Source organism: Pseudorhizobium sp. NPDC055634, assembly GCF_053618655.1.
The window spans coordinates 42,650-53,903 of sequence record NZ_JBSHHW010000006.1 but is presented as its reverse complement, the minus strand read 5'-3'; the positions used below and the strand labels follow the sequence as shown (position 1 = coordinate 53,903).

Sequence of the window (11,254 nt, the reverse complement as noted above, 5' to 3'; positions counted from 1 at the left end):
CTCAGATCGGCGGGATCTCGGCGACCGGAATAAATCCGCCGGCTAGCACCTTGCCGCGGTCGATCGTCAGGTCGATTGAGGCATTCTGGCCGCCCCCGGTCAATGCAGAGAGCATGCCGGAAACCGTCCTGATGACCGGCTCGACCTCGGGGAATGCCTGGGCGAGGCTGTTTCGCCAGGCCTCGATCTGCTCCACCTGCAGTTTCAGCCGGCCCGAAAGATAGCCCTCGTCATCGATGGAGAAGGGGCCGGTGACGGTGATGAGCCGGCCTTCGCCGAGATCGATCGCCAGCCTGCGCATCTCGCCTTGCGTGCCGTAGAGGGCAAGACCGTTGGGGTCCGTGCCATCCGCCATTCCGGCACGGCCCACCAGCGTCATGTCGACGACGGCAGACGCGGCCGGGAGAAGGTCCGCCAGACCCTCGTCCCTTGCCCGGGTGTTGTCGAGGCTGAGCGCCGCGTCCAGATCATCGCCGTTCTGGCGCAGGTGGATTTCCGCCCGGTCGGCCGCAAGGCTCAGCGATTGCCCCGCTGTTGTGGAGACGAGGCTCGTGGAAGGATGCTGGATCACGGTCGAACTGCGCTCGATGCGGCCGCTGCTGGTGACGAGGCTCGACTGAAGGCTTTCCCAGACCGACGAGGCCGAAAGGCCGTGGCTGGTCCTGACTTCCGCGGGCGCGTCGATCTCCCAGATGATGTGGCCGGGGTCATAGACCTGTGCTGCCGAGCGGAGGGCGCCGAGGCTCGCCGAGACCCCGTGATTGCGGTCGTCGATGTTGACCCGCGAGCAGAACAGTCCGATCCGGAACGGGTAGCCCCGGTACTCGGCGTCCAGGCATTCGGCCGTCACTCCCTCGGCCTCCTTGCTTCCGAGAAGCGCAAGCGTCCTTTCTCTCAGTGCGTGGGCGGCGTAGAACCACCCGCCGGTATAGATGGCGATGACCAGAACGATGGCTATCGCGAGAAACCAAACTTTCTTCGCCGTGCCGGATCGGCTTGACGCTGCCATGATGTTCTCCCAAAGGTGGTCTGTTGCAGCGCAAACTACGCCGACGGGTACGCATGGCGCCGGATATGGACGAATTTTGGGTATTTGGCTACGGGTCGCTCATGTGGAACCCGGGCTTCCCCTTCGAGGAGAAGGCCCAGGCGCACATATTCGGCTATCGCCGCTCGCTCTGCGTTCGCTCCCATGTCCATCGCGGCACTCCGGAACAGCCGGGCCTGGTCCTTGGGCTGGATCGTGGCGGCTCCTGTCGCGGCCTGGCATTTCGCGTGCCGCGCGAGGAGCGTCTCGAGGTGCTCGCCTACCTGCGGGCCCGGGAACTCGTCACCCACGTCTACAAGGAACGACTGCTGCCCGCCGTGCTGGACGACCGGCGACAGGTCCACGCGCTCAGCTATGTGGTGGACCGCCGCCATGCACAATATGCAGGCGTGCTGGACGTGGGAGAAGCGGCGCAGATCGTGCGAAGTGCGGCGGGCAAGTCCGGACCCAACCCGGCCTATGTGCTCAACACGGTTTCCCATCTTCGCGAGATGGGAATTCGCGACCATTGGCTGGAAGGCGTCAGCCGGCTGATCGATCTGGAGTGACGGCTGCGCCTGCTTCGGCGCGGTGTGGAGTTTCCGCCGCCGCCCGCAGTTCCGCCAGTCGCTTGACGGCGGTCGGTGGAAGCTTCAGGTGCGGATTGGCTTCCACGGTTTCCACGAGCAGTTCGTCGCTTGCCTTTTCGAGGCGGTCAGTCAGCGTCTGGAAGAAGACGTCGGGGTCGAGGCCGGGCTCTATCGGCGGAAGGATGCGTACCTTGAAATGGCCGGGGTAGCGGATCGACCGGCGGCGGGGCCAGAACAGGCCGGGATGCATGGCGATAGGCACGACCGGCACCTGGATGTCCCGATAGATCCGCGCGATGCCATAGCGGTATTCCGGCTCGGCTCCCGGCGGACGACGGGTCCCTTCGGGATAGATGATGAGCTGGCGGCCCTTCTTCATCTCCTCCTTGGTGCGCTCCATCACGCCCACCATCACCCTGCCGCGGGCGCCGCGATTGACCGGGATCATCCGCTGCTTCATCACGTACCAGCCGAAAAGCGGGATCCAGAGGAGCTCGCGCTTGAGAATGTAGACGGGGTCGTTCTGCCAGGGCAGGAGCGCGAAAGTGTCCCAGAAGGACTGATGCTTGGGTGCGAAGATGCAGCCGCCTTCCGGAATATTCTCCAGCCCCTCGATCTCGAAGGTCGTCCCGACGATCTTTTCCATCAGCCAGTGGTTGGAGCGCGCCCAGTTCTTCGGGACCCTCAGGGCCTCCTTGCGGGGCAGCGAGAAATAGACCGGCGTCAGGACGATCATCTGCAGGATGAGGTTGGCATAGAATGCCAGGTTGAAGAGGATGGATCGAACCATCAGCATACGGGACTTCCTCGTGAACGATGCCTGCCTACACGAGAATGACCCGCAGCAAAAGCTGTCTCAACCACGCATGGGCAAAGGCCGCTCTCAGAGCTTCGCCTTGTACCCGGCGGCCTCCGACTTGTCGCCGGTTCGCAGGCCGTTGCGGTGGCCAAGGCCCACCCAGTCCCTCATCGTCGCCGCGACGACCTTCACATATTCCTGCATCATCGTGCGGACGACGTCCGGTTCGGCGAACCACGCCTTGCGCGTCAGGTCCGAATTGACCACCGGATAGGGGATGAATTCCGTAACGGGGTCGGCACGGCGCAGTTCATGAAGGCTGCGCGGCATGTGGTAGTTCTGGGTGACCACCAGCACGACGCTGAAACCGTTGTCGTGGATCCAGCGGGAGATCTCGTTGGCATTGCCGATCGTGTCGATCGCGTCATAGCCGATGTCGACGCAGCAGGAGAATAGGTCGGACGGCGTCTGAGTCATCTTGCGGATCTGCGCCGGGCTGGTGGAAGGATGTGCGCCGGAGATCAGCAGCTTCTTGCCGGCACCGTCGCGCAACAGGCCCATCGCCTGGTCGATGCGCTGGTAGCCGCCGGTCAGCACCACGATCGCATCGGCCTTTACCCCTTCCGGCGGACGCAGGGAGGCAACCGAATCGGCAAACCACAGGAACCCGCCGAGGATGGCGGCGATTACGGCCAGGGAACCGATTATGATCCAGCGCGCAACCCGCCTCAGCCTGCTGCTCCGGGAAAAGAGCTGCGTCGCTACACGCTCACGCGGCGAGTCGGGCAGGCGTTCCTGCTTCGATTGACGAGTCGTGCTCATGGGAAGTGAATAGACCGAGTCCCCCGCGATGAACAGGTTTTTGTATCCGCTCTCCGGTCGCTACCTTCACGATGCGGGGAGACCGTCGGATCGCGCGGGATCCGAGCGGATGAGATCGATTTCGTCGATCGTGCGCATCACGGTCAGGCGCGCAGTTAGCGTCGTCAGGAGCGCGATCAGGATCATTGTCGCGATGATGCCGAGATAGCCGCTCAGCCCGAGCGAGAACGTCCCGAACAGCGCCATCGCCTGGTCGCTTTCGGGCGTCGCCCGGGTATTGGCCTGCCAGAAGCCCAGCGTCGCGAAGAGGATTGCGGCGAGCGCGCTTCCGGCCGCCGACCCCTTGAGGCTGATCTTGAGGAAGTGCTTCTGGAATTCCCGCGCCACGAAGCTGCTCTCCGCGCCGACGAAATGCAGCACCTCGACGATGTGGCGATTGCCCGCGATGACGCCGCGGGTCGCGAAGACGACGGTGAGGACCATGGCCGTGAAGACGAGGACGAGGACGCCGGTGCCGATCATCACCGTGGTGCTCGCCATCGAGACGAGGCGGTCGACCCAGGTGCGGTGGTCGTCCAGGATCGCCTGGGGCAGTTCATGCGCCAGCAGTTCCCGCATCTCGGCAAAGTTGGGCGGATTTTCCTCGTCGATGGTGATCACCACCAGCCTGGGAACCGGCAGTTCCTTCAGGTCGAGCCCCGTGCCGAGCCAGGGCTCGAGAAGCCGCGCCGTTGCACTGTCGTCGAGGATCGTTCCTTGCTCGGTGCCGACGAAGCCGAGAGCCAGTTCCCTGGCTTTCTCCAGTGCCGCATCCATATCGAGCCCCTCGGAAGGCTTGATCTGGATCGTGATCTCCCGGGCGATCTCGCTCTGCCAGCCGGATGCGGTTGCCCGGACCATGGTGACGGCGCCGAAGGTCAGGCATGCCAGGAAGGCCATGATGGCGATGACGACGATCAGCGCATTGCCCTGGATGTTGGAGGGCGGCAGGATGGGACCGGTCGGGCGCACGCGCATCGCCGTGCGCTGCTGCGTCGGTCGCTGTGCCGGATTGGAGCGGGTCATCTCATTCATAGATGTCGAGCCGCCCTTCGGTCAGGATCATGCGACGCGCATCGATCTGGTCCATCAGCGCGAGGTCGTGGGTGGCGATGACCACGGCGGTACCCAGTCGGTTGAGTTCCAGAAAGAGCGAGAGAAGCCGCTTTGCCATGGGCGGGTCGACGTTTCCCGTCGGCTCGTCGGCGAGCAGGATTTCCGGGCGGTCGATCAGGGCGCGCGCGATCGCCGCGCGCTGCTTCTCCCCGCCGGAAAGCACCGGCGGCAGGACATTGATGCGTTCGCCGAGGCCCACCCATTTCAGCAGTTCGACGACATCGTTCCGGTAGCCGCTCTCCTCCTTGCCGCGGACGCGCAGCGGAAGTGCGACGTTCTCGTAGGTGGTCAGGTGGTCGAGCAGCCGGAAATCCTGGAACACGATGCCCACCCGCCGGCGCAGCATCGGCAGTTCGCCGCGGGGGATCTGGGTCAGGTCGCGCCCGAACATCCGGATCAGGCCGCGGGTCGGCTGCAGCGACAGGAAAAGCAGGCGCAAAAGCGTCGTCTTCCCGGCTCCGGAGGGGCCGGTAAGGAACTGGAACGACCGCTTCGGGATATCGAAGGTCATGTCCCGAAGGATTTCCGGCCCCATCCCGTAGCGGAGGCCGACGTTCTCGAAGTGGATCAAGAGGAAACCTGGTCCCGTGTTGCGCTGCCCCTGCAACCGAAGTCAGGCGATTTGCATCGCCGCCGGATCAGGTCGTCTTGAGGGCCGCATTTCCGAAGCATTAACCATTTGAATTTACGACTGGGCAAGATTCGATTCAATGCCAAGTTTTCCGAGTGGGGAAAAGCGGCATTCAGGGCCCGGCAGGCCGGAGCCCGGAAAGGCGAGCGATGACCGTCATCGATATCCTGCCCCCCGAACCGAGATCCGCCCGCGGACGCCTCACCCATCGCGCCACCGGCAATGTCGCGGACGCCGCCTTCGTCACCGTGAACGCCACCTCCCGTAGAAACGCGCCCGCAGCCGAACGTTCGGAAAGGCTTCGGCCGCGATCGGCCCCTCGGCGAGCAGTGGCGGAGAAGCAGACTGCCGGGGCAATCCTCTCGATGATAGAGCGGTCGCTCATGAACCTTTCGGCCGATGTGTTCGCGGCTCTCGTCGCGGTCGTCTTCGTGACCGTGTTCGGTCTCGCGGGTGGTTTCGCGTTGTTCCTGGCCGAGCCGGCGCGGGCACATGCGGCCGGGCTCGATCTGACGCATGTTAACCTGACGCCGCAGGATGCGAACGGCATGTCGCTTCTGCTGATCACCGGGATCATCAAAAACAACAGCGAGGATCCGCTCGACGCGCTGCCGATCCACGCGGACCTGATGTCGGACGGTGCGACGGTCGCCAGTGCCGTCATCGACCCGCCCGTGCCGGCAATCAGGGCTGGCGAGAGCCACGGGTTTTCCGCGCGCATTCCCCATCCTGGTGGAAAAATGCCGCAACTGCGGCTTTCCTTCGCATCGGCGGGTGCCTCCACGCCCTGATTATGCTATCGGCGGCCTTCTGAAGCAGTCAGGAGAGCCCCATGCCCGTCGTTCGCGGCAAGATCATTGAGCCGCTTTATTCCGCCGAGGCCATCGCGGAACGCAATCGCGCGATCGCTGCGGAGATCGCCAAGGGTCCCACGAAGGACCTGCTCGTCATCGCCATCCTGAAGGGCTCCTTCATCTTCGCCGCCGATCTCATCCGGGCGCTCCACGATGTCGGCCTGGCGCCGGAGGTGGAATTCATCACGCTCTCCAGCTACGGGGCGGGCACGGTTTCGCAGGGCGTGCGCATCGTCAAGGATATCGACAGCGACGTGAAGGATCGCGACGTGCTGTTGATCGACGACATCCTGGAATCCGGCCGCACCCTGCTGTTTGCCAAGCAGATGCTTTACGAGCGCGGTGCGCGGCACGTCTCTATCGCCGTGCTCCTCGACAAGAGCGTGAAGCGCAAGGAAGACCTTGAGGCGGACTATGTCGGCTTCGAATGCCCGGACTATTTCGTCGTCGGCTACGGGATGGACGTCGCCTACGCTTTCCGGGAACTCCCCTTCGTCGGCGTCGTCACCGGCGACGCGCCCGGCGAGACCTAGCAGTCCGCGCTCCGTATCTCGTTAACCATGTCAGCCGCTTTGCGGGAGCCCGTTTACTCCTCGCAAAGGAAAGTCTGGTGATTTGCTCCCTCAATAAGACCAAAGGGAGAATCGAGCGCCATGGCCAAGATCCTGATTACCGAGGACGAGGATTCGCTGCGCATGTTCGTTGCTCGTGCCCTTCGTCTCGACGGGCACGAAACCCATGAAGCGGGCGACGGCGCGGAAGGATTGGAGAAGCTCGCGGAGCTGGAATTCGATCTTCTGCTTTCCGACATTCGCATGCCGGTCATGGACGGGATCGAACTCGCCCATCACGCCGCCTCGCGTCACCCGGGTCTCAAAATCCTCCTGATGACAGGTTATGCGGAGCAGCGGGAGCGGGCGGACGATCTCGCCGAGAAGATCGTCGACGTCGTGCAGAAGCCGTTTGCCTTGCCGGAAATCCGCAAGGCCGTTGCCGCAGCACTTCGGGGCCGGGAAACCTGCGCCGCCTGAGCTACTTGGACTGCAGCAGGCGCTCCAGATAATTCCGCTCGATCTCACCCGCTGACGGGTTGAGAAGCCGCTCTCCGATGGCGGTACCCAGCTTTTCGCGAATGGCGTCCAGGATCCGCCGGGCCTGCTGTACATCGATCTCGTTGGGCACCTTCTGGCTCCCGTCGATGACCACTTCGTTGTTGCGGGGCCGTCCCAGCGGATCGCGGCCGTTCCGCTCGCCCTGCGAGACCTCGCCCGGGCCTTCACCCTGGCCCTGGCCCTGCTGCATGGCCTGCATCATCTGCTGCATCATGTCCTGGGCCCCCTGACGCAGGGCATTGAGGGCGTTGCCCTGGCCCTGGACAGCCTGTTCGCCTTCGCCCTGGCCCAGAGCCTTTCCGGCATTGCCCATCTCGCGCTCCGCCTCTCCGAAACCCGGGCCCGGCTGCATGCCGAGGTCCTTGAGGCCTTGCTGCAGTTCCTGGAGCTTCTTGGCGAGACCATCTTGCTGGGCCTGAAGGTTCTTCAGCGCCTCCCGCAACTGTTCGGCGGTCATCTCATCGGTGGGCGAGCCCGGTTGCCCCTGCTGTCCCTGTTGCGCCTGCTGATCTTCGTAGGGCTGCTCGCCCTGCTCACCGGGATCGCCTCGCTGCATGCGGTCCCGCAGAGCCTGGTCGAACTGGAAGGTCTGGTCCATCAGCCGCTGCTGTTCCTGCATGATCTCGCCAAGCTTGTCGATCTGCTGGCGCATCGGGCTGTCCTGTTGCGCCTGCTGGCCCTGCTGCATGCGGCCGGCCTGCAGGTTGTTCATCATCTGCTGCAGTTGCGAGAGCATCTGCTGGGCCGCATCGCGGTTCCCCGACCGGGCGAGGTTCTCGATCTGATCGAGCATGTTCTGCAGGTCACGCTGACGAAGGACGTTCTGCGCCTGCATGTCCTGCGATGCGCGGGGGCTGTCCTGCAGGCGCTGGGCAAGCTCCGACATGAACTCCTGCATGGCCTGCCGGAGTTCCTCCATGAGCTTGGCAATCTCCTCGTCGCTAGCGCCGTCCTTGAGCGCCTCGTTCAGCGCATTCTGGGCATCCCGAAGACGTTGCTCCGCCGCCGACAGATCGCCGTCCTCGATCCCGAGCGCGATGGTCCAGAGGTAGTCCGCCGCTTCCCTCAGCTGTTCGTCGTTCAGGGCAAGTTCCATTCGCCCGTGGGCCGAACGGAGAAGCAGGAAGTGCGACAGTTTCGGTATCGTCTCGTCAGGCCTAAGGGTCAGGGCCTCGTTGAGTTCGAGCGCCCGCGGAACCTGCCGGCTATCCAGGGCGAAGACCTGCCGCTGTTCTGCTACTGCGGCAGCCAGCGGCTCCGAGAAGGGCCGGGCGGGCAGGACCATCTCGAAGGGCTCGCTTTTCGCGGTCTGGCCGGCGCCGTCCCGTGCCGTGAGCGTGATCCGCACTCGCGTCCCGGACAGCGGATGCTCGGTGAGGTCGCGGCTGGTCAGCCCCTTGACCTCTTCGGCGCTTCGCCGGGGCAGTTCGAGGGGAAAGGTCGGGAGGGGGTAGAGCGGGGACGCTTCCGCTTCCGCCGCATCGGCCGGCTCGATGATCGCCTCGGCGTCACGGATGCCGTAATCGTCCTTGCCCTTGAAGGATATCTCCAGTGCACCGTTCACGGCACGGCGCGGCTGCTTGTCGAAGGCGATCTCCGGGGGGCGGTCGGCAATGACGTCGAACGTCCAGGTCTGCCCGTTGACCGCAAGCTCGCCGCTCCCGTCGAGCGTCATCAGATAGGTGCGCCGTTGCGGGAACTGGCCTGCCGGGGGAGTGGCAGGCGTTGCGGGGACAGCGACCTGCGACGCCTGAGCGTCGCCCGCCGTCGCCTTTTCCGCAGCGATCGCCTCTTCGCTCACGAGGACGACAGGTTCCGCCTGTGCGGCCGGTCTGAAGGTCACGGTCTCCTCGCCGTTTCCGCCGGTAAGCCGGACGGTCAGTTTCGAGTGCTGTGGCTGGGAGAGCGGCGAAGCCGCGCCGGTCGCGTCCCCGGTGAGGAAGACCGGCGGGCGGCCGGTATAGGAAGGCGGCGTCAGCCAGGCATCGATCCTCAGGTCCGGGGCCAGATCGACCGGTGCCGCGGCCGGGCGGAAGGCATCGCCGATCGTTCCCGCGCCGTTGGAGAAGGAGAAGCCGAAGGCGATGACCAGCAGGAGCGCGGGAATGGCGCGCAGGGCATGCCGGTCATGTCGGGCGATGTCGGGCTGCGGCAGGCCGGCGTCGAGGGCGGCGATCTGCTCCGCCATGCGGATCTGGTGCTCCTTCCACAGCGCGCGGGCGAAGGGGGTGTCGTGGGAGAGCGCATCGTCCTGCACCGCGACCGGCTGGTGCGGCAGGTGGTTTCGCTCCTCGAGCAGACGGTCGGCATCGGCGGGGGCGGGCCAGCGTACGCGGGCGATCGGCAGAAGTGTGGCCGCAAACGCGATCCCGAAGGCGGCCAGCAGAACCCAGCGGATCATGTCCGGCATGAGGCGGAAGAGGCCGAACCATGCGAAGGCGAGGAAGAGGGCTGCGACCCCGACGACGGGCAGGAGGCGGGGTATCACCCGTTCGAGGAAGAGCACCGCACGGGCGAGGACACGCTTCCAGGCAACCCGTCGGGCAAGCCCCGGAAGGGCGTCGAACGCCCCTTTGCGGATATTGCTCATGCAATCCCTCTCCTCGTGGAGGCGCAACTCGACGCCGCGCCGCGCGCAGCGCTGCATCCGTTCAAGATAGCGATCTTTGTGGCGAAGACGAGAGCGCTGTTGCCGAAGCCGGCATAAATCCGCCGGCCTCCAACAGATGTGAACAGGCGTTGATGAGGCTTCAGACGAGCCAGGCGGGAAGCGAGTCCAGTCCGATGAGTTCCTCGTAGGTGCCGCGCGGCCGGATTACATGGAAGCCGCTGCCCCGGACCAGGACCTCGGGAACCAGAAGGCGGGAATTGTAGGTGCCCGCCTGTACCGCTCCATAGGCGCCGGCGGAGCTCACCGCGATGAGGTCGCCGGGCTTCGGCGCCGCCATCTCGCGATCCAGCCCGAGGTAGTCCCCTGTTTCGCAGACCGGGCCGACGATGTCGGCGCGGATCCGCGGCGCACCGGGACCGGGCACGATCACGGGGCGGATCTCGTGATAGGCCTCGTAAAGCGTCGGGCGGATCAGGTCGTTCATGGCGGCGTCGACGATGACGAAGGACTTCTCGCCCCCGTCCTTGACGTAGACGACCTCGGTCACGAGGATACCCGCATTGCCGACGATGAGCCGGCCCGGCTCGGTGACGATCTTGCAGTCGAGCGACTTCAGCTGCCGCTTCACCGTCTCGGCATAGGCATCGGGAAGCGGCGGCGGATCGTTGTCGTCCCGGTAGGGAATGCCGAGCCCGCCGCCGATATCGACGTGATGGATTCCGTGGCCGTCGGCGCGCAGCGTGTCGACCAGTTCGCGCAGCAGCCGGAAAGCATCCTCGAAGGGCTGCAGATCGGTGATCTGGCTGCCGATATGCATGTCGATGCCGGTCACTTCTATTCCCGGCAGCGTGGCCGCATGCGCGTAGACGGCGCGGGCACGCTCGTAGGAAATGCCGAACTTGTTTTCCTTCTTGCCGGTGGAGATCTTCGCATGCGTCCGGGCGTCGACGTCCGGATTGATGCGGAAGGAGACAGGCGCGCGTTTGCCCTTGCGCTGCGCGCGCTGGTTCAGGACCTCGAGTTCGGGCTCGGACTCGACGTTGAAGCAGTAGATCCCGGCATCGAGCGCCAGGTCCATTTCCGCTGCGGTCTTGCCGACGCCGGAGAACATGACCCGGTCGGCCGGAATGCCGGCGGCGAGCGCCCGGCGCAGTTCACCACCGGACACCACGTCGACGCCGGCCCCGAGTCTGGCGAGCGTCTTCAGCACGGCCTGATTGGAATTCGCCTTCATTGCATAGCAGACCATCGCGTCGATATCAGCGAAGGCCTTGGAGAAGACGTTGTAATGGCGTTCCAGCGTCGCGGTCGAATAGACGTAGAATGGGGTGCCGACGGCCTTGGCGATCTCGGGAATCGGGACGTTCTCGGCGTGCAGGACGCCATCAATGTACTGGAAGTGGTTCACGGAAGCCTTCGTTCAGAGCAGGGGATCGAGCAAAAAGCGCTTTTCCGAGACGGGCTCGGGCTTGCGGTTGTCTCCCGTCTTGCGCAGGTTCTGCTGCTCGACGGGCGTGCTGGGGCGGTCGAGATCGCCCTTGCGGCCGCATCCGGAAAGAACGATGCCGGCCACCGCCAGCGTCAGAGCGATGCCGCCGAATTTTTGAGCGATCTTCGACATTCCGGTTCCTTTCCAAGCAGGCTGCGCTGGTG

12 protein-coding genes are annotated in these 11,254 nt (G+C 64.7%); 4 read left to right on the top strand and 8 right to left on the bottom strand.

Annotated elements, in window-relative coordinates; genetic code table 11:
* Position 1 precedes the first annotated feature (1 nt).
* Complete coding sequence (locus ACWGPT_RS11610; RefSeq protein ID WP_452605763.1) at positions 2 to 1,009, bottom strand: DUF2125 domain-containing protein; 1,008 nt, start codon at positions 1,007 to 1,009, stop codon at positions 2 to 4.
* A 53-nt stretch (positions 1,010 to 1,062) separates the two neighbouring features.
* Here ACWGPT_RS11610 and ACWGPT_RS11605 point away from each other — a divergent pair, with 53 nt between their 5' ends.
* Positions 1,063 to 1,596, top strand: a complete 534-nt coding sequence (locus ACWGPT_RS11605; RefSeq protein ID WP_452605951.1) for a gamma-glutamylcyclotransferase — start codon at positions 1,063 to 1,065, stop codon at positions 1,594 to 1,596.
* Here ACWGPT_RS11605 and ACWGPT_RS11600 read toward each other — a convergent pair.
* The 4 genes from ACWGPT_RS11600 to ftsE form a co-directional block, all read right to left on the bottom strand.
* Positions 1,571 to 2,413 (bottom strand): lysophospholipid acyltransferase family protein, encoded by an 843-nt coding sequence (locus ACWGPT_RS11600; RefSeq protein ID WP_452605762.1) that lies wholly within the window; start codon positions 2,411 to 2,413, stop codon positions 1,571 to 1,573. The genes ACWGPT_RS11605 and ACWGPT_RS11600 overlap by 26 nt on opposite strands.
* An 87-nt stretch (positions 2,414 to 2,500) precedes the next feature.
* Complete coding sequence (locus ACWGPT_RS11595) at positions 2,501 to 3,238, bottom strand: YdcF family protein (RefSeq protein WP_452605761.1); 738 nt, start codon at positions 3,236 to 3,238, stop codon at positions 2,501 to 2,503.
* A gap of 66 nt (positions 3,239 to 3,304) precedes the next feature.
* On the bottom strand, positions 3,305 to 4,312 hold the full coding sequence (locus tag ACWGPT_RS11590; RefSeq protein ID WP_452605760.1) for a cell division protein FtsX: 1,008 nt from the start codon (positions 4,310 to 4,312) through the stop codon (positions 3,305 to 3,307).
* Complete coding sequence (gene ftsE / locus ACWGPT_RS11585) at positions 4,305 to 4,964, bottom strand: cell division ATP-binding protein FtsE (protein WP_452605759.1); 660 nt, start codon at positions 4,962 to 4,964, stop codon at positions 4,305 to 4,307. The genes ACWGPT_RS11590 and ftsE overlap by 8 nt, the downstream gene beginning before the upstream one ends.
* Before the next feature lie 209 nt (positions 4,965 to 5,173).
* Here ftsE and ACWGPT_RS11580 point away from each other — a divergent pair, with 209 nt between their 5' ends.
* From ACWGPT_RS11580 to ACWGPT_RS11570, 3 genes are all read left to right on the top strand, one after another.
* Positions 5,174 to 5,815, top strand: coding sequence for a hypothetical protein (locus ACWGPT_RS11580; RefSeq protein WP_452605758.1), 642 nt, complete (start codon positions 5,174 to 5,176; stop codon positions 5,813 to 5,815).
* Positions 5,816 to 5,856: 41 nt separating this feature from the next.
* Positions 5,857 to 6,411 carry a hypoxanthine phosphoribosyltransferase gene (gene hpt, locus ACWGPT_RS11575; RefSeq protein ID WP_452605757.1) on the top strand — a complete coding sequence of 185 codons (555 nt, stop codon included), beginning with the start codon at positions 5,857 to 5,859 and terminating at the stop codon, positions 6,409 to 6,411.
* Between the two features lie 120 nt (positions 6,412 to 6,531).
* Positions 6,532 to 6,909 carry a response regulator gene (locus ACWGPT_RS11570; protein ID WP_452605756.1) on the top strand — a complete coding sequence of 126 codons (378 nt, stop codon included), beginning with the start codon at positions 6,532 to 6,534 and terminating at the stop codon, positions 6,907 to 6,909.
* A 1-nt stretch (position 6,910) separates the two neighbouring features.
* Here ACWGPT_RS11570 and ACWGPT_RS11565 read toward each other — a convergent pair whose 3' ends face one another.
* The 3 genes from ACWGPT_RS11565 to lptM all read right to left on the bottom strand — a co-directional run bounded on the left by ACWGPT_RS11565 (position 6,911) and on the right by lptM (position 11,222).
* Positions 6,911 to 9,580 (bottom strand): TIGR02302 family protein, encoded by a 2,670-nt coding sequence (locus ACWGPT_RS11565; RefSeq protein ID WP_452605755.1) that lies wholly within the window; start codon positions 9,578 to 9,580, stop codon positions 6,911 to 6,913.
* Between the two features lie 160 nt (positions 9,581 to 9,740).
* Positions 9,741 to 11,009: a diaminopimelate decarboxylase gene (gene lysA / locus ACWGPT_RS11560; protein ID WP_452605754.1), complete on the bottom strand. Its 1,269-nt coding sequence runs from the start codon at positions 11,007 to 11,009 to the stop codon at positions 9,741 to 9,743.
* Positions 11,010 to 11,021: 12 nt separating this feature from the next.
* Complete coding sequence (gene lptM, locus ACWGPT_RS11555) at positions 11,022 to 11,222, bottom strand: LPS translocon maturation chaperone LptM (protein WP_452605753.1); 201 nt, start codon at positions 11,220 to 11,222, stop codon at positions 11,022 to 11,024.
* Positions 11,223 to 11,254 lie beyond the last annotated feature (32 nt).